The sequence below is a fragment of the Cellulomonas sp. C5510 genome, from assembly GCF_019797765.1.
Lineage (GTDB): Bacteria > Actinomycetota > Actinomycetes > Actinomycetales > Cellulomonadaceae > Cellulomonas.
In genome coordinates, this window is the sequence record NZ_CP081862.1 from 763,409 (window position 1) to 789,244 (window position 25,836).

The 25,836-nt window shown below is 75.6% G+C and carries 16 protein-coding genes; 14 read left to right on the top strand and 2 right to left on the bottom strand.

All coding sequences use genetic code 11. The features are described from left to right. Positions 1–26 precede the first annotated feature (26 nt). From K5O09_RS03490 to K5O09_RS03500, 3 genes are all read left to right on the top strand, one after another. Positions 27–2,120: a glycoside hydrolase family 2 protein gene (locus K5O09_RS03490; RefSeq protein ID WP_222171475.1), complete on the top strand. Its 2,094-nt coding sequence runs from the start codon at positions 27–29 to the stop codon at positions 2,118–2,120. Positions 2,121–2,216: 96 nt separating this feature from the next. Then, the gene (locus K5O09_RS19095) at positions 2,217–2,540 is read left to right on the top strand and encodes a hypothetical protein (protein WP_255596050.1); all 324 of its coding nucleotides are present in this window, start codon (positions 2,217–2,219) and stop codon (positions 2,538–2,540) included. Between the two features lie 223 nt (positions 2,541–2,763). Continuing rightward, complete coding sequence (locus K5O09_RS03500; protein WP_222171476.1) at positions 2,764–3,072, top strand: hypothetical protein; 309 nt, start codon at positions 2,764–2,766, stop codon at positions 3,070–3,072. A 91-nt stretch (positions 3,073–3,163) separates the two neighbouring features. On the opposite strand, the gene K5O09_RS03505 is transcribed toward K5O09_RS03500, so the two are convergent. Continuing rightward, positions 3,164–4,273: a LacI family DNA-binding transcriptional regulator gene (locus K5O09_RS03505; protein ID WP_222171477.1), complete on the bottom strand. Its 1,110-nt coding sequence runs from the start codon at positions 4,271–4,273 to the stop codon at positions 3,164–3,166. A 239-nt stretch (positions 4,274–4,512) separates the two neighbouring features. Between K5O09_RS03505 and K5O09_RS03510 the strand changes: the two genes are divergently transcribed. From K5O09_RS03510 to K5O09_RS19395, 10 genes are all read left to right on the top strand, one after another. Next, positions 4,513–5,805 (top strand): sugar ABC transporter substrate-binding protein, encoded by a 1,293-nt coding sequence (locus K5O09_RS03510; protein ID WP_222171478.1) that lies wholly within the window; start codon positions 4,513–4,515, stop codon positions 5,803–5,805. Positions 5,806–5,822: 17 nt separating this feature from the next. Next, a complete protein-coding gene (locus K5O09_RS03515) occupies positions 5,823–6,791 on the top strand; it encodes a carbohydrate ABC transporter permease (RefSeq protein ID WP_222171479.1) in 969 nt (322 codons plus the stop codon). Next, entirely contained in the window at positions 6,791–7,696 is a 906-nt protein-coding gene (locus K5O09_RS03520) for a carbohydrate ABC transporter permease (RefSeq protein ID WP_222171480.1), read from the top strand. Before K5O09_RS03515 ends, K5O09_RS03520 begins: the two co-directional genes overlap by 1 nt. A gap of 109 nt (positions 7,697–7,805) precedes the next feature. Then, a complete protein-coding gene (locus K5O09_RS03525) occupies positions 7,806–8,912 on the top strand; it encodes a glycosidase (RefSeq protein WP_370635515.1) in 1,107 nt (368 codons plus the stop codon). A gap of 14 nt (positions 8,913–8,926) precedes the next feature. Beyond that, positions 8,927–10,102: a mannose-6-phosphate isomerase, class I gene (gene manA / locus K5O09_RS03530; protein ID WP_222171482.1), complete on the top strand. Its 1,176-nt coding sequence runs from the start codon at positions 8,927–8,929 to the stop codon at positions 10,100–10,102. Between the two features lie 141 nt (positions 10,103–10,243). Continuing rightward, entirely contained in the window at positions 10,244–14,755 is a 4,512-nt protein-coding gene (locus tag K5O09_RS03535; RefSeq protein WP_255596051.1) for a polysaccharide lyase family 8 super-sandwich domain-containing protein, read from the top strand. Between the two features lie 145 nt (positions 14,756–14,900). Next, positions 14,901–15,275, top strand: a complete 375-nt coding sequence (locus K5O09_RS03540; protein WP_222171483.1) for a hypothetical protein — start codon at positions 14,901–14,903, stop codon at positions 15,273–15,275. A 123-nt stretch (positions 15,276–15,398) separates the two neighbouring features. After that, positions 15,399–16,547, top strand: a complete 1,149-nt coding sequence (locus K5O09_RS03545) for a zinc-dependent alcohol dehydrogenase (protein WP_222171484.1) — start codon at positions 15,399–15,401, stop codon at positions 16,545–16,547. A gap of 12 nt (positions 16,548–16,559) precedes the next feature. Further along, positions 16,560–17,120: a hypothetical protein gene (locus K5O09_RS03550; protein ID WP_222171485.1), complete on the top strand. Its 561-nt coding sequence runs from the start codon at positions 16,560–16,562 to the stop codon at positions 17,118–17,120. A gap of 198 nt (positions 17,121–17,318) precedes the next feature. After that, the gene (locus K5O09_RS19395) at positions 17,319–19,817 is read left to right on the top strand and encodes a LuxR C-terminal-related transcriptional regulator (protein WP_222171486.1); all 2,499 of its coding nucleotides are present in this window, start codon (positions 17,319–17,321) and stop codon (positions 19,815–19,817) included. Here K5O09_RS19395 and K5O09_RS03560 read toward each other — a convergent pair. Then, positions 19,780–20,220, bottom strand: coding sequence for an OsmC family protein (locus K5O09_RS03560; RefSeq protein WP_255596052.1), 441 nt, complete (start codon positions 20,218–20,220; stop codon positions 19,780–19,782). The two genes, K5O09_RS19395 and K5O09_RS03560, sit on opposite strands and share 38 nt — an antisense overlap. Before the next feature lie 697 nt (positions 20,221–20,917). Here K5O09_RS03560 and K5O09_RS03565 point away from each other — a divergent pair. Then, positions 20,918–25,747: a hypothetical protein gene (locus tag K5O09_RS03565; protein WP_255596053.1), complete on the top strand. Its 4,830-nt coding sequence runs from the start codon at positions 20,918–20,920 to the stop codon at positions 25,745–25,747. The last annotated feature ends 89 nt before the right edge of the window (positions 25,748–25,836 follow it).

A 25,836-nucleotide genomic window follows, 5' to 3' on the forward strand; every position in this document is an offset into this window, starting at 1 on the left:
CCGACCCTGTCGAAAGGCTCCACCCGATGTCTGCTGCCCTGCCGCGCGCCGCGTCCGTCCCGCGCCCGGAGTACCCGCGGCCCGACCGCGACCGGTCCGACCGCTGGGTCCCCCTCAACGGCACCTGGGAGCTGGACGTGCCCGACGGCACCGTCCCGGTCGTCGTGCCGTTCGCGTGGGAGACGGCCGCGTCCGGCGTCGCCCGCACGTGGCTGGAGCGCGCCACGTACCGCCGGACGCTGAGCGTGCCTGCCGCGTGGGCCGGGTCGCGCGCGGTGCTCTGCTTCGGCGCCGTGCACCACCGCGCGGTGGTCCGGGTCGACGGGGTGGCGGTCGCCGAGCACGTCGGCGGGCACACGCCGTTCGAGGTCGACCTGACCGGCGTCCTCGCCGCGGGGTCGACCGGCGTGCTGGAGGTCGAGGTGGAGGCGCCCGCCGACAAGCGCTCGATCCCGCACGGCAAGCAGCGCTCGATCCCGCGCGACGACTACGACGGGGTGTCGTTCACGCCGACGTCCGGCATCTGGCAGAGCGTCTGGCTGGAGGCCCGCGGCCGCACCCACGCCGCGTCCGTCGCGGTGCGCGGCGACTCGCTCACCGGGTTCGACGTCACCGTCACCGTCGCGGGCGACGCCCCGGCCGGCGCGCGGGTGTCCGTCGAGGTGGCCGAGGGCTCCGCGGGGCGCGAGGGCGTCGACCTCGTGGCCGACGCGGGCGGCATCGCCCGCGGACGTGTCGAGCCGGCCGACCCCCGGCTGTGGAGCCCCGCCGACCCGCACCTGTACGTCCTCGCGGTCACCACCCGCGCCGACGGCGCGCCCGAGGCGGACGCCGACACCGTCCGGGTGACCGCGGGCCTGCGCCGCGTCGAGGTCCGGGGCGAGCACCTGCTGCTCAACGGCGAGCGGCTCTACGTCACCGGCGTCCTCGACCAGGGCTACTGGCCGCGCACCGGCCCGACCGCCCCCGACGAGGCCGCGCTGCTCGCCGACCTCGAGCTCGCCCGCGACCTCGGGTACACGCTCGTGCGCAAGCACATCAAGCTCGAGGACCCCCGCTGGCTGGACGCCGCCGACCGGATGGGGATGCTCGTCTGGGCGGAGCCGCCGGCGCCCAGCCGGTTCAGCGACGCCGCCGCCGCCGCGTTCGAGGCGCAGCTCGCGCCGATGGTCGAGCGCGACGGCAACCACCCGTCCGTCGTCATCTGGGGGCTGTACAACGAGGAGTGGGGGCTCGACTGGGACATCCCCGGCTCCCCGGCGCGCGCGGAGGCGGCGGCCCGCGCCTACGACCTGATGCGCACGCTCGACGACACCCGGCCCGTGGTCGAGAACTCCGGCTGGTCGCACGTGCGCACCGACCTCGTCGACTGGCACTACTACGACGAGGACCCCGCCGCGTGGGCGGCGAACCTCGCGGCGCTCGCGGACGGCAGCCGCGAGGACTTCCCCGTGAAGCTCGGGCCGGACTTCGTGGTCGACAAGTCGCTGTACGGGTCGGCGGCGTTCCCCCGCGGGGGCGTGCCGGTGCTCAACAGCGAGTACGGCGCCGGGTTCACGTCGCTGGAGCGCGGGTGGCACCTGCGGTGGCAGACCCAGGAGCTGCGCCGCCACGACCGGTTCGCCGGCTACGTCTACACCGAGCTCACCGACGTGGAGCACGAGATGGCCGGCCTGCGGGACGCCGACCGCCGCCCCAAGGACCTCGGCGGCGTCGACCCCCGCGACGTCAACGCGCCCACCACCCTCGTGATCGACCTGGTGCCCGCCCACGCCGGCGCCGACATCCCCGTGCCGGACGCGCCCCTTGCGCTCGACGTGCACGTGTCGCACCACGGGCCGTCGCCCGTGCTGGGGCGGGTGCGCGCCGCCTGGGTACCGGCCGGGACGCCGTTCGGTGCCGAGCCGGTGCCCGCGCAGGCGGAGTCCGAGCCGGTGAAGGCCGAGCCCTGGGAGCTCAGCGCGGCCGTGCGCGTCACCGTGCCGGCCCCTGGCGACGCGCCGGCCGCGCGGCTGCACCTGTGGCTGGAGGACGAGGACGGGCAGGTACGCGCCCGCGCGTACGTCGACGCGGCGCCGGTCGAGGCGCCGAACCGCCGCGGGGCGCGCACCGGCGGGTGACCGCCGCCGGCTGAGCGCCGCGCCCTCGGCGCGACCTCTCACGACCGGTGGGAGGTCGCGCCGGGGGCTCCGCCGTCCCTGGCTACGGTCCGGCGGGTGGCCTTCCCCCTCGACGACCCCGACGCCGCCATCGAACGTGTCCAGGCCGGCGTCCGGGCCGCGCAGGAGCGCGCCGCCTTGGAGGTGGCCGTCGCCGTCGCCGCACGGCTGCTCGAGATGTCGCCGACCGATGCCCGGCGCCACTCCCGGCCGGTGCCAGAGGTCGATGCGTACTACTTCTGGCAGCCCGTGCGTGGGGGAGGACAGCTGCTGGTGCACCGGGACGGTTCGCTGCTGTTCGGCGCATCGGTGCTGACCTTCGACCAGATGGTGTCCGCTTCGGCCGAGGGTCGGCGGACCGACCCGTCCGCCTGGGAGTGAACGGCCGGACTCGACGAGCGATCAGGGGCCGGGGGCGGCGTGGTGTGCATGCCCTGACCGGGGCTTCTTCAGGGAGCTCCGCCACGGGGACCCTGAGGCCCCGAGCGTCCGGCAGTGCGTCGGCCGACGCCGGTGCAGAGCTGCCCGTTCTCCGCAGCAGTCCGAACGTGACCCAGATCGTGCGGATCGATTCCCTGACCGGCGACGAAGTGGTGATCCACCCGTGACCTCATCCGACTCCAACACACTGAGCGAAGCCGTTGTGGCTTACCTCGGGTACAGGCGTGAGCGTTCCCCGCGGGCCGATGCAGAAGCTGCCGACGCGGCCGCGGTCCGGAACGGGAGCCCCTCCAGGACATCCGCCGTCGAGCAGATGGTCGCCGAGTCGCTCGCCGTCCCCGTGGATTGGTCGCGCACCAGCCTGGGAGACGCAGGACGGCAGGTCGCCGCCGAGATGAAGCGTCGCCACCCGGGTCTCTCGGACCTCGCGGCCGACGCACTGGGATGGAACTTCACGTTCCAGTGGCGCTGAGCGGTGTGGACGAGCGCCGTGCCGTCACCACAGGGAAGGGATCCTGGCCCGGTCTCCCGGAAAAGATGGATGTGAGGGCCTCCGCGTCCGGTCAGGCGTCCGCGCGCTGCCGCACCGGGCCGGTGCTGCCCCGCACCACGAACGCGACCGGCGGCAGCAGCGGCTCCTCCGGCTCCCGGCCCTCCACGACGGCCACGAGGGTGCGCGCGCACTCGCGGCCCCAGGTGATGACCTCCTGCCGCACGGTGGTGAGCGGGGGGACGACGTACTCGGCGAGCGGCACGTCGTCGAACCCGACCACCGAGAGGTCGTCGGGCACGCGGACGCCGCGGTCGGTGGCGACGGAGATCCCGGCGATCGCCATGAGGTCGTTGGCGTAGACGATCGCCGTCGGGGGGTGGGGGAGGTCGAGCAGCTCGTGCGTCGCGCGCGCCCCGGACGCCCCGGAGAAGTCGGCGGTGACGACGAGGCCGGCGTCCAGCCCGAGCTCGGCCATCTCGGCGGCCCAGCCGCGCCGGCGCACCTCGGAGTGGACGTAGCCGTCGGCGCCGGCGACGTGCGCGATCCGGCGGTGGCCGAGCGCGTAGAGGTGGCGGACGGCGCGGCGGACGCCGGCCTCGTCGTCGACGCTCAGGGGGCGCGGCCGGCCCTCGACGGGCGCGGCGGGTCCGACCAGGACGTACGGCACGCCCAGCCGGTCGAGGGTCTCGGGCCGCTCGTCGTCGGTGCGCAGGTCGGTGAGGAACACGCCGTCGACCCGGGACTCGCGGGCGAACTGGTGGTAGGCGGCGCTCTCGGACTCCTCGCCGTCGACCACCTGGAGCATGAGGGCGTAGCCGCACGCCGACAGGGCGCTCTCGACGCCGGCGACGAAGTGCGGGAAGAACGGGTCGGTGCTGAGCAGCTCGGGCTCGCGGCGGATGACGAGGCCGAGGGCCTGCGCGCGGCTGCGGGACAGCGCCCGGGCCCGTGAGTCGGGCCGCCAGTCGAGCTCGCGGGCGGCCTCGAGGATGCGGGTGCGCGCCGCCTCGCTGACGCCGGGGCGGCCGTTGAAGACGAACGACACGGCGCTCTTGGAGACCCCGGCGCGCTCGGCGACGTCGCCGATGGTCGCGCGGCGCCCCCGGGGCTCCGGCTTGGTCGCGCGAGGCGCCGGGGTATCGGTCGCGGCCTCGGCGCCTGGTGCGGGTTCTGCGTCCACCGCGGCATCGTAGCGCACCAGTTCCTCACCGGTTTAGTAAACAGAAGCGTCCGTTTCGCGCCGATCGCCCCAGCTTGGCCGCTCCGAAGCCGATGGTTGACCGCTCGCGTTCAAACCGGTTTACTAGCGCCAGCCCGGTCACGACGGACCGGCGCTCCGGCCGCGTCGAGGCGCCCGGAGCACGGGGGGACCACGGGTCCCGGGAAGCGAGGAGCGACGCGATGAAGCGTGGCGCACGAATGGCAGTGCTGACGGCGGCCGCAGCGGTGGTGGTGCTCCCGCTGGCGGCGTGCGGATCGGGCGGCGGCGACGACCAGGGGGCGGGCTCGGGGACGGGCGCGGGGCCGATCGACATCTGGTACTCCACCAACGAGCAGGAGATCGCCTGGGGCGAGCAGGTCGTCGAGGCCTGGAACGCCGACCACCCCGACGAGCAGGTGACCGCCCAGGCGATCCCCGCCGGCAGCTCCTCGGAGGACGTCATCTCGGCGTCGATCACCGCCGGCAACACGCCGTGCCTGGTGTTCAACACGGCGCCCTCGGCGGTCCCGGCCTTCCAGAAGCAGGGCGGCCTCGTCGACCTGTCGACGACGTTCGACGACGCCGAGGACTACATCACCGGCCGGTCCGGGACGGCGGCCGACGGCTTCCGCAGCGCGGACGGGGACCTCTACCAGCTCCCCTGGAAGACGAACCCGTTCATGCTCTACTACAACAAGACGGTGTTCGAGGCCGCGGGCCTGGACGCCGAGGACCCGCAGCTCGAGACGTACGACGACCTGCTGGCGGCCGCGAAGGCGATCAAGGAGTCGGGTGCCGCGGACTACGCGATCTACCCGCCGGCCACCGCGGACTACACGAACGTCAACTTCGACTTCTACCCGTTCTTCCTGGCCAACTCGGGCGGGACGCAGCTGATCGAGGACGGCCAGGCGACCTTCGCGAGCGACGAGGCCCTGGAGACGCTGGAGCTCTGGCAGACGCTGTACGCCGAGGGCTACGCGTCCGCCGAGGCGTACAGCGGCGACATGTGGGCCGGGCCGTTCGCGGACGGCGTCGCGGCCATGGGCATCGCCGGGCCGTGGGGCGCCGGGCAGTTCGACGGCAAGGTCGAGTACGGCACGGTGCCGATCCCGACGCACGACGGCACGCCGGCGGACCAGACGTCGACGTTCGCGGACTCCAAGAACGTCGGCCTGTACTCCTCCTGCGAGAACCAGCAGACCGCGTGGGAGTTCCTCAAGTTCGCGACGGACGACGAGAACGACCTCGCGCTGCTCGAGACCACCGGCCAGTTCCCGACGCGCACGGACGTGCCGGAGCTCGCCGCTGACTTCCTCGCGGAGAAGCCGTTCTTCCAGTCCTTCGCGGCCGCCGTGCCGCTCGCCGTGGACGTGCCCACCGTCGACGGCCTCGCGGAGAAGATGCAGGTGTTCCGCGACGCGTGGGGCGAGGCGGTCCAGTCCGGCTCCGGCGACCTGTCCGGCGTGTTCGGCCAGGCCGCCACGACCGTCGACGGCCTCTCCGGCTGACCTCCGGCGGATCTGACATGACCACTCTCCGCGACGACGCCGTGCTGTCGCCGGTCCGGACCACGGGCAGCCGTGGTCCGGGCCGGGGCCGCCCGGCCCGGGGCCGGCGCCTGCAGCGCTGGCTCGGTGAGCACCCGCTCGGGGCCCTGCTCAGCGCCCCGTACACGGCGTTCGTCGTCGTGGTGTTCCTGGTGCCGTTCGGGTTCGGCGTCTGGATGTCGGTGCACGACTTCTTCTTCACCGCGCCCGGCGTCCAGGTGCCGCACCCGTTCGTGGGCCTGGACAACTTCCGGCAGGTGCTGGCCGACCCGGCGGTGCGCCAGGCGTTCGGCAACCTGCTCGTGTTCCTCGTCATCAACGTGCCGCTGACGGTCGTCCTCGGCCTGCTGCTGTCGACCGCGCTGGACGCCTCGACGCGGTGGAAGGGGTTCTTCCGGGTCGCGTACTACGTCCCGTACGTCACGGCCTCCGTGGCGACGCTCGCGTCGTGGATCTTCCTGTTCAGCGGCAACGGGGTCGTCAACCGGTTGCTCGGCAGCCTCGCGCCGGACCCGACGTGGCTCGCGAACGCCGGCCTCATCATGCCGCTCATCGCGGTGTACGTGACCTGGAAGAACCTCGGGTTCTACGTGCTGCTGTACCTCGCGGGGCTGCAGAACGTGCCGCGCGAGCTGCACGAGGCGGCGGAGGTGGACGGCGCCGGGGCGTGGCGGCGGTTCCGGTCCGTCACGCTGCCCGGCGTCCGACCGGTGACCTCGCTGGTGGTGCTGCTGTCGATCATCACGACCGGGCAGATCTTCACCGAGCCGTACCTGCTGACCGGCGGCGGGCCGAACGGGGCGTCCATGACCCCCGCCCTGCTCATGTACCAGAAGGGCATCCAGCAGGGGCAGCCCGACGTCGCCGCGGCCATCGGCATGATCCTCGTGCTCGCCGTGATGGTCGTCTCGCTCGTCTCCCGCCGGCTCACGGAGAGGAAGGGCTGATGGCGACCACCACGCCCACCACGGCCGCCACGACCACCGGGCGGGCCGCCGCGGACGAGCGGGGCCGCGTGCGCCGCCGCGTGCTGGCGGTCAGCCGGTTCGTCGTGCTGGCGATCGGGGCGTTCCTCGCGCTCGTCCCGTTCTACTCGATGGTCATCGGCGCGCTGCAGGACGAGCGGGACACGAGCCTGCTGGGGATGCTGCCGCTGCCGGGCAACCTGACGCTCGACAACTTCGCGGGCGTCAACCGGTCGATCGACCTGCTGCAGTCGCTGCTCAACTCGCTGATCATGACCGCCGGCGTCGTGGGGTGCACCCTCGTGCTCGGGCTCATGGTCGGGTACGCCCTGTCCGTGCTGTCGTTCCGCGGCCAGGGGCTCGTGTTCGCCCTGGTGCTGCTGGTGCAGGCGATCCCGTTCCAGCTGCTCATGGTGCCGCTGTACGTGATGGTCGTCCGGTACTTCGGCCTCGCGGACAGCTACCTCGGGATGATCCTGCCGTTCGCGGTCAACTCGGTGGCCGTGCTGATCTTCCGGCAGTACTTCCTGCAGATCCCGCGGGACGTGTTCGACGCGGCCCGCATCGACGGGGCCCGCGAGCTGCGCATCATGACGTCCATCGCCGTCCCGCTGGTCCGCCCCGCGATCCTCACGGCGATGCTCGTGACCTTCATCGGACCGTGGAACGAGTTCCTCTGGCCGTTCCTGGTGACGAAGGACGCGTCGATGCAGCCGCTCGCCGTCAGCCTCGCGAACTTCTCGCAGGCGAACTCCACGTTCCAGGCCAACCCGATGGGCGCGGTCCTCGCGGGGGCCTGCGTGCTCGCGGTGCCGGCCGTCGTCCTGTTCCTGCTGTTCCAGCGGCACTTCACGTCCGCGAACCTCGGCTCGGCCGTCAAGGGCTGAGCCCGCCCGACGCCGCCGGCACGTCCCGCCCGCACGTCTGCACGCCCGCACCAGGGCCATCGCCGTCCTCGGCGTGCGCCCACAACCTCAAGGCAAGGTCATGACCCAGGTGAACCCGACCGCATCCGTCCAGACGGTGCCCTACGCGCTGCGCCGCATCGGCACGATCATGGAGCCCGAGCCCGGCAACCCGCTCGAGGTGGAGGGCGTGCTCAACCCCGGCACCGCCCGGGGCCCGGACGGCGAGCTGTACCTGTTCCCCCGGATGGTCGCGGAGGGCAACGTCTCCCGGATCGGCCGGGCCCGCGTCGTCGTCACCGACGGCGTCCCGACCGGCGTCGAGCGGCAGGGTGTGGTCCTGGCCCCGGACGAGCAGTGGGAGCACGGCACCCGGAACGCCGGCGTCGAGGACCCGCGCATCACGTTCGTGGAGCCGCTCGGGCTGCACGTGATGACGTACGTCGCGTACGGGCCGCTGGGGCCGCGTCCCGCGCTCGCGGTCTCCGAGGACACCGTGGCGTGGCGGCGGCTCGGTCCGCTGCGGTTCGGGTACCAGCCCGAGCTCGGCACGGACCTCAACCTGTTCGCGAACAAGGACGTCGTGTTCTTCCCCGAGGCCGTGCCCGGCCCGGACGGCCGCCCGGCGCTCGCGCTGCTGCACCGCCCGATGTGGGACCTGGACTGGCTGCGTCCCGGTGAGGGCGCGCCCGCCCCGCGTGGCGTCGAGGACGACCGGCCGTCGATTTGGATCGGCTTCGTCGACCTCGACGCGGTCCGGCGCGACCTCGCCGCGCTGACGTCGGTGACCCACGCGTCGATGATCGCGGCGCCGGAGATGCCGTACGAGGAGTCGAAGATCGGCGGCGGTCCCGCGCCGATCCGGGTGCCGGAGGGCTGGCTGGTGCTGCACCACGGCGTCACGGGCGCCGACGTCAAGGGGTTCGAGCTCGCCTACGGCGCGCGGTACACCGCCGGCGCGATGCTGCTGGACGCCGCCGACCCGCGGCGCATCCTGGCCCGGACGGCCGAGCCGCTGCTGGTCCCCGAGACCGATGACGAGCTGGAGGGCACCCTCGGCAACGTCGTGTTCCCCACGGCGGTCGAGCAGGTCGGCGGGCGCCGGTTCGTGTTCTACGGCATGGCGGACTCGCGGATCGGCGTCGCGGAGCTCGTCCGCGCCGACGGCGCCGGCAGCCCCGACGGCGCCGAGAGCTGACCGGGGGAGCCGACGTGTTCCTGCTCGACAACCCGGTGCGGCGCTACCCGTGGGGCTCGACGTCGCTCGTGCAGCAGCTCCTCGGGCGTCCGCTGGACGGGCGCCCGGTCGCGGAGGTCTGGATCGGCGCCCACCCGGACGACCCGTCCGTCGCAGCCGCCCCCGGGCGCCGGGTGCCGCTGGACGTGCTCGTCGCCGGGCAGCCCGAGGCGATGCTCGGCCGCCGGGTGCTCGCGACGGCGGGACCGCGGCTGCCGTTCCTCACCAAGATCCTGGCGGCCGCGCACGCGCTGTCCGTCCAGGTGCACCCGACCGCCGCGCAGGCCGAGGCCGGGTTCGCGGCGGAGGAGCGCCGGGGCGTCCGGCGGGACGACCCCGGGCGGACGTACCGCGACCGCTCGCACAAGCCCGAGGTGCTCTACGCCCTCACGCCGTTCGAGCTGCTCAGCGGGCTGCGCGAGCCCGAGCAGGCGGCGAAGCTCGTCGCGGAGCTCGAGGTCCCGGCCCTGGACCCGCTGGTGGAGATGCTGCGGGACGAGTCGCCCGGGGCCGGGCACCGCGCGGCGCTCACCTGGCTACTGCACCAGCGCGGCCCCACGCCCGCCGCCTGGGTGGGCGAGGTCGCCCGCGTCGCGGACGAGGCCGCCGGCACGCGCCCGGAGGTCCGGGTCGTCCGCGACCTCGCGCGGCAGTTCCCCGGGGACCCGGCCCTCGTCGCCCCGCTGCTGCTCAACTTCGCGCGGCTCGAGCCCGGGCAGGCGCTCTACACGGGCGCGGGCACCCTGCACGCCTACCTCAGCGGGATGGCGGTGGAGGTGATGGCGGCGTCGGACAACGTGCTGCGCGCCGGGCTCACCACCAAGCACGTCGACGTCGACGAGCTGCTCGCCGTCACGGACTTCACCCCCCGGCTCACCGGGTTCCTGCGCCCGGTGCGGGTCGGGCCCGGCGCGGTGGACTACGTCCCGCCCGTCCCGGACTTCGTGCTCCGCGTCCTCACGCCGCGCGCCGGGTCGGTCGTCACCGGGCCGGACGACGGGCCGCGCGTGGTCGTGTGCACGGCGGGCGAGGTCCGCGTCGAGGCGGGCGACGTCCGCGGGCTCCGTCCCGGCGACGCCGTGTTCGTGCCGGACGTCGACGGGCCCCTGACCGTCTCGGGCGACGGGACGGCGGTGGTCGCCGCCGCCTGACCGGCGCGGCCCGCCCCTTCCCGTGCCCGCCCCCGACGCAGCACCCGCAGCACCGCAGCGCCGCGCCACCGCACCACTGCAGCACCCGCACCGGACCCCCTGACAGGTGCGGCTCGAGCCACATCAGCGAAGGAGCTGGACGTGAGACACCTCAGAGCAGTGATCGCCCTCGCCGTCGCCCTCGTGCTGGGCGGCGGTGGGCTCGCGGCGGGACCGCGCGCGGCCGCGGCCGACCCCGCCGAGGACCTGGGCACGATCGTCTCCCGCCTCGAGGAGTACTACCTCGGGCAGGGCGACGAGATCATCATCGCGAACGGCATCTACCTGGCGCGCACGTCGGAGGCCCGGGAGTACGCGGCCAGCCAGCGGGCGGACGGCTCCTGGGCGGACGTCGACTACGCGGACCGGACCAGCTCCGCGAACGGGTCCGTGTGGTCCGCGTACACCGCGCTCTACCGGATGCTCGCGATGACCCACGCGTACCGGGACCCCGACGCCGAGGGCTTCGAGGACCCGGCGCTCGTGACCGCGGTCGAGCGGGCGCTCGCCTACTGGGATGTCGCCGACCCGGGGAACACCAACTGGTGGGAGACCGAGATCGGCGAGTCCATCGCGATGGGCCGCATCTCGATCTCCCTCGGTGACGTGCTGAGCGAGGACGCGATGGCCGTCGCGCTGGAGCACAACACCGGCAAGCTCGACCCGGTCGGCGCGAACGGCGCCTGGCGCACCACCAACTACCTGTTCGAGGCGATCGCGACCCACGACCTCGACAAGATCCGCGCCGGGTTCGACACGATGGTCCAGACCGTCGCCGTGGACGACTCCGGGACGGTGCAGGAGGCCGTGCAGCCGGACGCCAGCTTCTGGGCCCACGGCGCCCAGCTCTACAGCGAGGGCTACGGCATGGTGCTGTTCACCAACGTGGCGCTCTGGGCGGACGTCTCCCGCGGCACGAGCCTGGCGTTCAGCCGCGAGCACCTCGACACCATCGCCTTCTACATCATCTCCGGCACCCGCTGGATGATCCGCGGCGAGATCGGGATGCTCTACCTGAACTACCGGCAGCCGAAGACGATCGACGGGGTGACGAGCCACGCGTCGGAGTTCATCGAGCCGCTCACCCGCATGGTGCGGACCGACCCGCTGTACTCCACCGCCTACCGCGCGGTCCTCGACGGCATCCGCGGCGAGACCCGCACCAACGGCGTGACGGGCGACAGGTACTTCTGGCGCTCCGAGTTCGCGTCGCACCTGCGCGACGACTACGGGATCTTCACGCGGCTGAACTCCAGCCGCACCGTCGGCAGCGAGTACCGGTCCACGTTCCGGCCGTCGGTCGGCAACGAGATCGTGTGGAACTCGGCGGGCGCCACCGCGATCCAGGTGAACAACCGCGAGTACCTCGACCTCGGCCCGACGTTCGACTGGTTCCACTACCCCGGGGTGACCGCGCCCTACGTCAAGGAGCAGACGCGCGGCTCGACCGGCAACGGCGGCAGCTTCACCGGCGGCGTCTCGGACGGCACCTACGGCGCGAGCGTCTACACGCTGGACCGCGCCGCGACGACCGGCAAGAAGAGCTACTTCACGTTCGACGACGAGCTGGTGGCGCTCGGCACCGGCATCGCGTCGACCTCCGACGCCCCGGTGCACACCACGGTCAACCAGGCCGTCGCGAAGCCGAACGCCTCGGTCGGCGGCGTGCCGGTCGCGCCCGGGACGGACGGCGCGACCGTGGACGGCCCGACGTGGGCGTACAACGACGAGGTCGGGTACGTCTTCCCGGCCGGTTCCCGGGTGCAGGTGTCGAGCAAGGCCCAGACCGGGAGCTGGCTGGGGGAGGACCCCGTCACCCGCGACGCGTTCACCCTGTACGTCGACCACGGCGTGCGCCCGGCCGACGCCGGCTACGAGTACGTCGTGCTGCCGGCCGCCGAGCCCGCCGAGGTCGAGGCCTACGCCGCCGACCCCGCCGTCGAGGTGCTGCGCAACGACGGCGCCGTCCAGGCCGCGCGCCACCCCGGGCTGCAGCGCACCATGGCGACGTTCTACGAGGCCGGGACCCTCGACCTCGGGGACGGTCGCGCGCTCACCGTGGACCAGCCCGCCCTCGTCATCCTCGACGAGTCCGGGGACGTGCCCGTCGTCAGCGTGGCGAACCCGAACCGACCCGGGCTGGTCGTCCGGGTCGGCCTCACCGGGCCGGACGCGTCCGCGCACGGCACGTTCGGCCTCGGCTCGGGCGCGAACCTGGGTCGCACGGTCACCGCCGCGCTGACCGCCGGGGACGACGCGTCGTCGCCGTACACCGCGAGCAGCGCGCAGGCGGGGCACGCGGCGGCGCTCGCCGGCGACGGGGACGAGGGCACGTCGTGGCGGTCGCGGGGCGACGGCACCGCGTGGCTCGCCCGGCAGCTCGACCACGGCTCGTTCGTCACCGGCGTCACGGTGACCTGGGGCGACGCCCCGGCCAGCAGGTTCCTGCTCCAGACGACCGTCGACGGCAGGACGTGGACCGACCACGCGCTGACCCAGGACGGCACCGGCGGGACCACCCGGATCGCGATCGAGCCGACCGCCGCGAGCGCGGTCCGGCTGCTGCTGCTGGACGGGCCGGGCGACGGGTACGAGGTGCGGGAGCTCGCCGTGGACGCGAGCGTGAACCTCGCGCTCGGTCGCGGGGTCTCGGTGTCCGGGACGTCGAGCGGCGCGGCGGGGAACATCACCGACGGCAGCACGACGACGCGGTGGAGCGGCAACCTCTCCGACACCGCGTGGGCGCAGGTCGACCTCGGCGCGGTGCAGCCGGTCGGGACCGTCCGGCTCTGGTGGGAGGCCTCGTACGCCCGGCAGTACCGGATCCAGGTCTCCGACGACGGCGACGCGTGGCGCGACGCGTACGCCACCCCGGCGGAGGGCAGCGACGGCGGCGTGGACGTCGTCGGCCTCGACGAGCGGGCGCGCTACGTGCGGATGCAGACCGTGCAGCGCAGCACGACCCAGTACGGCGTCTCGCTGTGGGAGCTGGAGGTGTTCCCGGACTCCGCGATCGCCGACGCCCCGCCGGTGGCGGCCGGGCGGGAGAACGTCGCGCTCGGGCGGCCGACCACGGCCGACTCGCAGTACAACGCGACCCTCGCGCCGCAGAACGCCACCGACGGCAACCTCACGACCCGGTGGGCCTCGCTCCGCCAGAACGCGCCGTACACCACGGAGCGCTGGCTGCAGGTGGACCTGGAGCAGCCCCGCACGGTCAACCAGGTGGTGCTGACGTGGGAGTCGGCCACGTCGGACGACTTCCGCGTGGAGGGCTCCGACGACGGGCAGGAGTGGCGCGAGCTCGCGCGGGTGCAGAAGACCTCCACCGAGCTGCGCAACGTGGTCGACTTCCCGGACGCGGAGGTCCGGTACCTGCGGGTCATCGGGCTGCCGGTCACCAAGTACGGCCTGTCCCTCTTCGAGCTCGAGGTCTACGGCGGCTACAAGCTCGGGTGCACCGCGCCCGCGGTGAGTGCCGGGCGGGACTCCACGGCCCTCCTGGAGGCGACGATCACCCCGGTGGAGGCCGACGACGTCGTGTCCGCGGCCTCGCTCGACAGCGCCGTCGCGTCCGTGGCGGGCGCGCCGCGGGTCGACGCGGACGGCCGCATCACGGTCGACCTCGCCACCGGGGCATCGGGCAGCACCGCAGTGCTCCTCACGCACGCGAAGGGCGACGAGCTGGTGTGGTGCGCGGTGAGCATCGCCGTCGCCACCGGCGAGCTCGAGGAGCTGGTCGCCCGGGCGGACGCGCTGGACAGCCGGCAGTACACCCCGGACAGCTGGGCGCCCCTGCTGCCCGCGCTCGAGCACGCCAAGGCCCTGCTCGCGGCCGACGGCACGCCGCAGGAGGACGTCGACGCGGCCGCCACGGCGCTGGACGCGGCCCTCTCGGGGCTGGTGGAGCTGCCGCCGGCGGACACGACGGCGCCCGAGGTCGCGATCACGGCGGACGGCCGGGTCGTGACCGTGACGGCGTCCGACGAGGGCGGGTCCGGTGTGGCCTCGGTCGAGCACCGGCGGGGCACCTCCGGCGCGTGGACCGCGTACACGGGGCCGGTGACCGTGCCCGGCACGGACGCCGTCACCGTGCAGGCGCGGGCGACCGACGGGGCCGGGAACGTCTCCCGCGTGGTCGCCGTGGAGGTCGCGGCGGTGGAACCGGGACCGGGGGAGAGCCCCGGGCCGGGTGAGGAGCCGGGGCCGGGTGAGGAGCCCGGGCCCGGCGAGCAGCCCGCGCCGGCGGTGACGGTCTCGGCCGCCACGGTGCGTCCCGGGGACCGCGTGACGGTCACGCTGGCGCACGTCCCCGGCGACCGGGCCGAGATCGGCGTCGCGTCCACGTACCGCCGGCTCACGGTCACCGCCCTGGTCGACGGCGCCGCGAGCGTCGTGGTGACCGTCCCGGCCGACCTCGCGGCGGGCGCGCACCACCTGCAGGTGCGGGACGACGCCGGACGGGTCCTCGCGGAGACGCCCCTCACGGTGGTCACCGGGGACGGGTCGCTCGCCCTGACGGGCGCGGGCGTGGTGCTGCCGCTCGCGGTGGCGCTCGCACTGCTCGCGCTCGGCACGGCGCTCGCGGTCCGGGCGCGCCGGCGACGGGCCTAGGACCCCGGGGACGGTGCGGCTGCCGCTCGGGCCCGCACCGTCCCCGGGAGCACCTCCGGTTGCCGCGCCCGCCCGCCCGGCGGAGGGTGGAGGTGCCGGTGGGGCGACGAGGCCCCATCGGCCCGCCACGGAAGGGGACGTGACGATGACGGTGCCGATCAGCGACGAGCAGGGTCCGATCGCGGGCGTGCGCGAGGGCATGACGGTGGTCGACGTGGCCGGCGTGGACGTCGGGACCGTCGCGGAGGTGTCGCTCGGCGACCCGGACGCGGCGACCGCCGACGGCCAGCGCGCCACCGGGTCGGGCGGGGTCGGCGGCCTCGTCGGCGCGGTCGTGGACGCCGTCGGCCGGGACTCCGACCTGCCCGAGGGGGAGCGCGACCGGCTGCTGCGGCTCGGCTACCTCCGCGTCGGCGGTGGGCTGCTCGGCGGGTCGCGGTACGCCGCGGGCGACGAGGTGGCAGCCGTGGAGGGCGACGTCGTGCGGCTCGGCGTCCCGCAGGAGCGCCTGGTCGGCTGACCCGCGCCCGCGCGCAGGCGCCGCCCGCCGACGCAGCCCGCGCTCTCCCGGCCCCGCGCCCCGAGATGCGGCCGGGGCGGACGCTCCGCAGGCTGGGGGGACCGAGCGGGAGGGGGCACGCCGATGCGCGCCATGGTGTACCGAGGGCCGTACAAGGTCCGCGTGGAGGAGAAGGACGTCCCGGGGATCGAGCACCCGAACGACGCGGTGGTGAAGGTGGTGCGGGCGGCGATCTGCGGCTCCGACCTGCACCTCTACCACGGCATGATGCCGGACACCCGGATCGGGCACACGTTCGGGCACGAGTTCGTCGGGGTGGTCGAGCAGGTCGGCCCCTCCGTGCAGAACCTGCAGGTCGGGGACCGCGTGATGGTGCCGTTCAACATCTTCTGCGGGACCTGCTTCTTCTGCGCGCGGGGACTGTACTCGAACTGCCACAACGTGAACCCGAACGCGACCGCCGTCGGCGGTATCTACGGGTACTCGCACACGACCGGCGGCTACGACGGCGGCCAGGCGCAGTACGTGCGGGTGCCGTTCGCGGACGTCGGCCCGCGGGTGATCCCGGACTGGCTGGACGACGAGGACGCGCTGATGATGACGGACGCGCTGTCCACCGGGTACTTCGGGGCGCAGCTCGCGGACATCGCGGAGGGCGACACGGTCGCGGTGCTCGGCGCCGGGCCGGTGGGGCTGTTCGCGGCTCGGTCCGCGTGGCTCATGGGCGCGGGGCGGGTCGTCGTGATCGACCAGCTCGACTACCGGCTGCGGAAGGCGGAGGAGTTCGCGTACGCCGAGACCCGCAACTACACGCACCACGACGACATCGTGGTCGAGATGAAGAAGGCCACCGACGGCCTGGGGTTCGACCGGGTGATCGAGGCGGTCGGCGCCGAGGCGGACGGCAACCTGATCCAGCACGTCACCGCCGCCAAGCTCAAGCTGCAGGGCGGGTCCCCGGTCGCGCTGAACTGGGCGATCGACGGCGTCCGCAAGGGCGGCACCGTCTCGGTGATGGGCGCCTACGGGCCGATCTTCTCCGCCGTGAAGTTCGGCGACGCGATGAACAAGGGCCTGACGCTGCGGATGAACCAGGCGCCGGTCGCCCGGCAGTGGCCGCGCCTGCTCGAGCACATCCGCAACGGCTACCTGAAGCCGTCGGACGTCATCACGCACCGCATCCCCCTGGAGCACATCGCTGAGGGGTACCACCTGATGTCGTCGAAGCTCGACGGGATCATCAAGCCGGTCATCGTCCCGGCCGAGGACTGAGGGGGCACGACCATGCCGTACCGCGCCGAGAAGCCGCCGCTGCCGGAGACCCCCGAGCAGCTCCGCGCCCGCATCCCCGGCTGGGGAGCCGACCTCGACCCCGCCGACCGCCCCTCGTACCCGCGGGAGCGGACCGACCTGGAGACGGGCGCCCACTGGGACCTGCCCGAGCAGCAGCCCGAGACGTACCCCCGGGAGCGCTCGATCGAGCACGAGAGGCTCACCCCGGTCTTCGGCACCGCGCAGCCGCTGCACGGTCCGGCGGGCACGATCCGCCGGTACGCGTACGAGCGGTTCAGCGAGGGACGGGCGGCGCACTGGCTGCTGCTCATCGCCGCCGACCGCGTCGAGTCGACGACCGCGCACCTGCGGTCGCTGGCGACCACCCGGCCCGACGACCCGGTCACGGAGTCGGGCATCCTGTCCGAGCCGCGGCACCACCCGGTCGCCTCACGTCGCGGGCGGGCCGACGTGCGCCACCAGGTGCTGGACCCGCTGCTCGTCGCGGGTCCGTGGATCGCCGGCGGCGTCGTGGCCGTCGCCGTGGTCCGGCGGCTCGCGCGGCGAGGCTGATGAGGGGCCGAGGGGCCGAGGGGCCGAGGGGCCCGGCGACATGACGAACCTCGAGGCCGCTGCCACGGAGCGCGTGTGCTCGCCCCTGGCCGTGCCGCCCGCCGGCGGACGACTGCGTAGGTGGTGACGGGCCCCGACTAGGTGGTGCCCGGCGCGGCATGCTGGCCGATCGCGACAGCGGGACGACGCGGGGGGCCGGTGGAGACCGAGGGGTTCGGGGTGACCGTCCGGGCGGTGCAGCGGTGGCTGCCCCGGGGCAGGGACGTCCTCGTGCGCGGCGACCGCGGGTCGGGCAAGACGAGCGTGCTCGAGGCGCTGCTGGCCGACGCGTCGCGGCGCGGGACCACCGGTGTGCTCCTGCGCGCCTCCGGCTCGGGTGACCTGGCTGCCCTGCTGGACCACGCCTCGGCACCCGTGCGCGTCCCTGACGGGACCGCGCTCGCGGACTGGCTCGTCGAGGAGCTGCCGACCCGGCGCAGCGTCCTGCTGCTCGACGACGCCGACCGGGTGGACGCCGCCAGCCTGGCGGTGGTCCGGCGCGTGCTCGGGCGCACCCCGTGCCTGCTGGTGGCCACGACGACGGCGGACCCGCTGCGGGACGCGTCCGCCGGTCTCCGGGAGGTGCTGGTCCACCGCCCGCCCGCGGTGGTGCGCGTGCAGCCGTTCGGCTTCCGGGCCGTGTCGGGCCTGCTCGCGGCGGTGCTCGGCGCGCCCGCGGACGCCGGTCTCACCGCCGCCGTGATGGCGCAGAGCGGCGGGAACCCCCGCGCCGTGGTCGCTCTCGCTGACGCCGCGCGGGCCTCAGGGGCCGTCCGGCGCACGGACGGCCTGTGGGTCGACGCCGGCGGGGCGGCCGACGTGACGGCTGAGGCCGTCGCGTTCACGTTCCTCGCGGACGCGCCCCGGGAGCACGTCGAGGGGCTGGAGCTCCTCGCAGCGACGGGTCCCGTGCCTGCCGAGGTGGCGGAGCGCCTCGTCCCGGCGCCGGTGCTGGCCGAGCTCGCGGACTCCGGCCGCGTGGTGAGCCACGAGACGCCAGGATCGGGGGAGGTCCTGGGCGTCGTGCCGCCGGCCTTGGCACGCGCCCTGCGCGCGCGGGTCGGACCGGTGCGCCGCCGGCAGCTGGCCGGCAGGGTCACGGCTGCCGCGGGCGCGACGTTCGCCCCGGTCGGGCCGCGGCAGGACGACCTCACGGCCGTCCTGCTCCGCGAGGCGCCCGGGGAGGACGACGCCTACTGGAGGTGGACGGCCGAGCTCGCCGGCCTCGTGCACGAGCGGACCACCGTCGAGGAGGCGGCCCGGCGCTCCGCGTGGGTCGCCGCCCCCACGGTGGCGACCGCGAACGCCTACCTGGCGCTGCTCATGCGCCGCCCCGCCGCCGAGCAGCTCGCCGCCGTGTTCGCGGGGACCCGCCCGGGAGACCGCGACGCCGCCGAGGACCGCGTGCTCCACGCGTACTACCGGATGCGGTGGGCGGCGTGGGCGGGGCTGCCCGACGAGGAGATCGAGGCGGGGCTCGCGCGCGCCGGCGCCGACCTCGGCCCGCTCCTGCGGCTGCGGGACCTCAAGCGGCGGCTGGTCGCCGACCTGGCCGCCGGGCGCCCGCCCCACGAGCTCGTGGAGGAGGCGCCCGCCGCCCCGCCGCTGCGGTTCCTCCGCGGCTGGTCGTCGGTGGTGCGCGCCGCCGCCCTCCTGGAGGCCGGTCGGCCCGCCGAGGCGCTGCGGGCGTGCGAGGCGGACGTCCCGGACGACGCCGACCCGGAGGTCGTGCACTACCGGGCGGCGCTGCGGGGCGAGAGCCTGCTGATGTCCGGGCGGCTCGCCGAGGCCGAGCAGTGGGAGCGCCGGCTGCTCGACGCCGCCTCCGATGCCGTGGACGCGCTCGGCATCCGGGTGCACGCGTGCGTCCTGGCGGAGGTCCTGTACTTCGCCGGGCAGCCCGACGCCGCGTGGCGCGTGGTGAGCACGTCGCTGCGGCTCGGCGCCGCGGGCCCGATCGAGACGACGTTCCACCGCCGCGGGCTGACGCTCGGGGCGGTGCTGCAGGCTCACACGGGCAACCACACGCTCGGGCAGGTGCTGCTGCGCGAGCTCGACAAGACGCCGCGGGCGTACCACCCGCTGGTGCGCTCGCTGCACGTCCTGGCCCGCGTCGCGCTCGCCACGGCGTCCGGGGACCGCGCGACGCCCGGGCAGACCGCGTGGCAGGCGGGGCAGCGGTACGCCGAGGCGGGCCTGCTGCAGCCCGCGCTGCTGGCCTGGGTCGGCGGCCCCGCGAGCCTGACACCGGCACGCGCCGACACGGTGCGGGAGGTCCTCGCGCGGACCTCCGTGCCGCTGATCGAGCCGTACGTGCGGCTGCTGCTGGCCGTCGCGGACCGTGACCCGGAGGCTGCCGCTCGCCACCTGGCTGCGACGCGCGCCGAGGTCGCCCCGGCGCTGGTGCGGGCCGGTGAGGAGCTGCTGGGCATCGCCCCGTCGGAGCCGGACGGCGCGCGCCCCCGGCTGGTGCGCGTGGAGCCGCTCTCCGGACGCGAGCAGGAGGTCGCCGTCCTCGCGCGGGAGGGCCTCACCAACCGGCAGATCGCCGACCGGCTGTACCTGAGCGTGCGTACCGTCGAGAACCACATGAGCCGCGCGCTCCGCAAGCTCGGCTACGTCACGCGCGCGGAGCTCGCGGGGTGGCGGGCGGGGTGACGCCGAGGCCGTCCGCGCGCCGCACCGGCGCGCCCTGGCGGAGCGCCCGGGGGATCTCGGCGACGGCGTCCACGGCGGCGAGCAGGCGCGCGGCGTCGGTGGGCGACGGGCCGGACAGCCGCACCGCGTAGTCGACGCCCGTGGACGCCCACGTCGCGGTGTCGAAGCCACCGGTGGCGGTCACCTCCGCGCCGTCCAGCGGGACACCGAGCGCCTCGGCCTCCCGGAACAGGTCGTTCAGGACGCACCCCGCGACCGCGAGGTGCAGCAGGTGCGCGCCGGTGAACGTGGTGCGCACCTCCACGCCGCCCTCCGTCCAGCGGTGGGGGAGCCGGATCGTCGCGTCCTCGAGGTGCAGTGAGCCGGCGGCGACGGTGACGGCGTTCTCCTCGGGGATCGGCACGGTGCCTCCTCCTGTCCGGCGGTCGGTCCGGCGCACCACCCAGTGCAGCACGGCCCGAGCGGTGCCGGAACCCTCAATCGGCCGGCGAGGACCCCTGACGGGAACGATCCCGGTACCCACCTCGGGCGTCGGGGGCACCCAACCGCGGGAGGTACGCCCGACGGGTGGCCTAGAAAGGTCCGGTCGGTGGGGTCCGCAGCGGCTGACGGGCCCCACCGGCACCCACGAGCCCCGGTGCCCGGCACGGCCCCCCGCCGGGCACCGGCCCGCCAGCTGCCCCTGTCACACGGTGATCCCTGTCACGGTGCGCGCGGCACGACCTGCGGCGACGCGACCCGCTCCTCGGCGCTCCCCGTGAGCGTTCACCCGGGAGGACGCCAGGTTGTTGACCGCTGCACCACCCCCGGTCCATAGTTCTCCCGACGGTGCGCATCGCCTGCCCCCTGCGCGGTGCGCACCGTCGACGACGTCCAGGCCCAGCCGCAGCGCCGAGTCGCAGGTGAGGCGCCCGGTCGCCCCGCGACCGTGAGCCCCTGCCCGGCCCGCGGGCGCCCTCGCCGCGCAGGCGCGGTCCCGGGGTCGTGCCCCCGGGGAGCGGAGCCGGGAGCCCCGCTCCCACGCCGGAATCCGCGTGATCACCCGGCACGGCGGCGCGTCACACGCGGCCCCCGCGCCCACGACGGATAGCGTGCTGCGGGTGAAGGTCCCCGCTCGACGCCCCGCCACCGGACAGCCGGCCGCCTCCTCCGAGGCCGCCGTCCCCGCGCCGCGCGCGGACAGCCCCGCGACGGGCACCGAGGACCTCGGGCCCCGGCCGGAGCGGCACGCGCCGGACGGCGGCGAGGTCCCCGTGCCCGACGCCGGACCCGTCGGCCCCGTCCTCGTCGCGCCCCCGGCGCCCGAGGAGCTCGTCGCCGGGGCCACCAGCACGTGGCGCGCGGCGCTCGTCGAGGCAGCCGGCGGCTCCACGCTCGCGGACGTCGAGCTGCTCGGCGACGCGGCGCTCGACCTGTCCGCCGCCCACCCGTCCGGCATCGCGCAGCTGTTCGCCGGCAGGGAGACGCGGTTGTCGAACCTCGTGCGCGAGGGGGCAGCCCTCGGCACGGCCCGCAGGCGGGCCCGCGCGGTGGCCGCCCGCGCCGCGACGTACGCGCAGCAGTACGGCATCGCGCCCACCTACCTGGCGATCGGCGTGGCCTCCTGGACGGAGCACAGCACCCCGGACGTCGCCACGGACGACGTCGCCGCCATCGCCACCGCGACCCGTGAGACCGGGGCCGCCCGGCCGGGCGGGGCGGAGGACGACGCCGCGGAGCCGGCCACGGTCGCCCGCCAGGTCCGCGCGCCCGTGCTGCTGCGGCCCGTGTCGCTGGCGGCACGCGGCACGGCGGAGAGCGACTACGAGCTGACGCTCGAGCCCTCGCTCGAGGTCAACCCCGTGCTGGCGCGCGCGCTGCGGTCGCGCGGTGCCCTGCTGGACCCCGGCGCGGTCGCCCGCAGCGCGTTCACCGGCTCCGGCTTCGACCCCCGCGACGCCGTCGCACGCCTCACCTCGCTCGGGACGGCCGTGCTGGACGACTTCCGGCTCGTGGACCGCATCGTCGTGGGGACGTTCGTCCACCCCGGCCAGGTGCTGGTCGACGACCTGGACCGGCTCGCGGCCGGTCTGGAGCGCCACGAGGTCGTGGCGGCGCTCGCGGGTGTGGCGGAGGCCGCCGAGGCGCTCGCCGTGCCCCTGCCGCCACCGGTGCGCGGGGACCGCGACCCGGCAGCCGAGCGCGGTGTGGGCGACCTGGACCCGGCCCAGCAGCACGTCCTCGACGTCGTGGCCGCAGGCGCGCACGTGTTCGTCGACGCCCCCGCGGACAGCGACGTCACCGGTACGCTCGCCGCCCTGGTCGCGGACGCCGCCGCCGACGGCCGCACGGTGCTGTACGTGCCGGGGCACCGGCGGGCGGCCGTCGCGCTGCAGGAGCGGCTGGAGCGCCTCGGCGTCGGCGAGGTGCTGCTGGACGTCGCGCCCGACGCCGCGTGGCGCGCCGCGTCCGCCCGGCGCCTCATGGGCGCCATGACGCTGGACGTCGACCCCGGCGACCCCGCGGGGACCGCCGAGCTGCGGCGCCGGCTCGTCGAGCGCCGCGAGCGCCTGCGCGGCTACGTCGACGCGCTGCACCTCGTGCGCCGGCCGTGGGAGGCGTCCGCGTACGACGCGTTCCAGGCGCTCGCCCGGCTGACCGCCCAGCGGCCCGCGCCCCGGACGACGGTACGGCTGCGCCCCGAGGTCGCCCGCGAGCTCGACGGGGAGCGGCGGCGAGCTGTCGCGGCGGACCTGACCGAGGCCGCGCGCGCCGGTGCCTTCACGCTGCGCCCGGTCGACACCCCCTGGTACGGCGCCGTCCTGCTGTCCGACGCGGAAGCGGCCGACGCGCTGCGCCGGGTCGAGCGGCTCGCGGGCGACGACGGGCTCCCGGCGCTGCAACGGCGGATCGCCGAGGTCGCGGACGTCACGGGCTTCACGCCCGCGACGACGCTCGCGACGTGGGCCGAGCAGCTCGAGGTGCTCGCCGGGGTCCGCGGGGCGCTCGACGTGTTCCAGCCGCTCGTGTTCGAGCGCAGCCCCTCGGACATGGTGGCCGCCACCGCGTCGAAGGCGTGGCGCGCGGAGCACGGCAGCCCGATGGGGTACTGGCTGCGTCGCCGGCTGCGCAAGCAGGCGAAGGACCTGCTGCGACCCGGTCGACCCGTCGCCGACCTCCACGCGGCGCTCGTCGACGTCCAGCGCCAGCGGGAGATCTGGCAGGCGCACTGCCCCGCCGGGGGCTGGCCGCGGCTCCCCGAGGGCCTCGCGGACATCGAGGCGGAGCACCGTGCCGTGCGCGCCGACCTCGACGCCCTCTCCCCGGTGCTGGCCGGCACGCCGGAGGGAGCGGAGCTGCTGCACCGGCCGCTCGCGGACGTGCTCGACCGGCTGCGCCGGCTCGCGGCCGGCTCCGGCGCGCTCGCGGACCTGCCCGGGCGCACCCGCCTCGTGCGGTCCCTGGTCGCTGACGGGCTGGGGGAGCTGCTCGACGACCTGGCGGACCGCCGGGTCCCTGCCGATCTGGTCGCGGCCGAGCTCGAGCTCGCGTGGTGGAGCACCGTCTTCGAGCAGGTCATCGCCGCCGATCCCGCTCTCGCCGGCTACGACGGCCGGACGCTCGGACAGCTCGCCGCGGAGTACCGCGAGCTCGACCTCGCCCACACCGCGGCGCTCGCCGGGCCGGTGCGGGCCCGGGCCGCGGCGCACGTGCGCGCCGCGATGGCCGCCCACCCGGACCAGACCGAGGCGCTGTTCGCCGAGCTCGTCGAGGACCGGCTCACCGGCCTGCGGGAGACGTTCGAGCGGTACCCGGACGTCGCGCGTCGGCTGCGGCCCGTGCTCGCCGCGGCCCCGATGCTCGTCCCGCAGGTGCTGCCCCCGGTCCGCACGGTGGACCTGGTGGTGCTCGACGCGGCCGCGCACCTGCCGGTCGAGGTCGCCCTGCCGGCCATCGCCCGCGGCCGCCAGGTCGTCGTCGTCGGCGACCGCCGCTGCGCCTCCGGGACGGCCGTGCGCGAGCTCGCGGAGGTGCTGCCGACGGTTCCGCTGCGCGCCGACGCGTCCCGCCGCGACCCCTACCTCACGGCGTTCCTCGCCGCCCACGGCTACGGCGACGTGCTGTCGCCGACGCCGCTCCCGACCGCCACGGCGGCGGTCGGGCACCACCTCGTCGACGGCACCGGCATGCCCGACGGATCGGGGGCCGTGCAGAGCACGCGCGCCGACGTGGACCGCGTGGTGGAGCTCGTCATCGAGCACGCGCTCACCCACCCGGAGGAGTCGCTCGCGGTGGTGACCGCCTCGGCCCTGCACACCGCCCAGGTGCGCGAGGCGGTGCTCGCCCAGGTCCGGGACTCGCCGTCGCTCGCCGCCTGCCTGGACGGCTCCCGGCCCGAGCCCTTCGTGGTCACGGACCTCACGAACGTCGCCGGGCTGCGCCGCGACGCCCTCATCCTGTCGCTCGGGTTCGGGCGGACGCCGCACGGGCGGGTGCTGCACCGGTTCGGGCCGATCAGCGGCCCCGGAGGTGACGCGCTGCTGCTCGCGGCGCTCGGCGTGACGCGCCACCGCCTCGACGTGGTGTCCTGCTTCGCCACGGCCGACATCGACCCCGAGCGCCTGCGCGGACCCGGCCCCCGGCTGCTGGTCGACCTGCTGCGGTTCGCCGAGCGGCGGGCGGCGGGGGAGACGGACGCGGCGGTGGAGCCGTCCGCCGTCCCGGAGGCTGCCGGCGGCGACCTCCAGGCCGGTGCGGCCACCGACGTGGCGGGGCGCGACCCTGCCGGGACCCCCGCGGACGCGGTGCAGCCGGACGACCGCGTGCCGACCGGGGGTGACGTCCCCGCGGAGCCCGACCGCCTGGTGGTCGACCTCGCCGAGCGGCTCTGGCGCCACGGGCTCGTCGTGGAGCTCGACCACGGTCTGCCCGGCGGCCTGCACCTGCCCATGGCCGTGGGGCACCCGGACCTGCCCGGCGAGCTGCTCGTCGCCGTGCTCACCGACGACGACGCGTACCTGGGCGAGCCGAGCGTGCGGGTGCGCGACCGGCAGGTCGCGGAGCGCCTCGAGCGCCTGGGCTGGAGCGTGCTGCGGGTGTGGTCGGCGGCCGCGTTCCTCGACCCCGCCTCCGAGGTCGACCGGATCCGCCGGGCGCTGCACGCCGTGGCCGACCGCCGGATCGCGGAGGCCGAGGCGGAGCGTCGCAGGGGCAGGCTGCTCGTGCCCGAGGTCCCGTTGCTCGGCGACGACGGCACGGGGCCGGCCCCGACGCTCACCGGGTTCGCCGTGCTGCCGGCCGTCGGGCTGCCCGCCGGAGGCGGTGCCCGCCCGGAGGAGGTCCGCGCGCCGGCCCCCGCCGACCGCCGCGGCACCGCGGACGGCACCGGCCCCGACGAGGTCCGGACACCCGCCGTGGCAGGCGGCCGGCGGACCGGCAGCGCCGCGACCGTCACGCCCGAGGAGGTCCGGGCGGAGGCACCGACAGCGACGGCGCCGGGTGGCGCGGCCGGGACGACGTGGACGCCTCCGCAGGCCCCGGGCGCGGCTGGACAGGGCGCGGCGGACCGGGATGCCTCCTCCGCCCGGCCCGCCGACGAGCGCCCCGCCGGCGGCCCGCGCCCGTCGACCTCCCCGATCCCCGCGATCGCCTCGCAGATCCCCGGCGTCATGGAGGCTGCAGCTCCCATGACCGGGGCGGTCCGCGCCGTCCAGCCGACGCTGGCGGTGCCCGGCGGCCCCCGGCCCGACGTGCGCCCGGGCCTGCCGATCAGCGCCTACTCCGACGACCAGCTCGACGACCTCGTGGCCTGGCTGGTGTCGGACGGCAGCGAGCGGACGCCGGAGGAGCTGGGCGCCGCGCTCCGCCGGGAGCTCGGTGTCACGCGACGTGGTGCTCGGGTCGACTCGGTGGTCGCGGCGGCCGTGCGGCGGTCGGCCGGCGGTCGCTGACGCGCCGAGCGGGTGACCGGTACGTGCTGACGCGCCGGGCGGGCGACCGGCGTGTGGGGTGCGCCCGTGCCGGGCGACCGGTGCGCTGA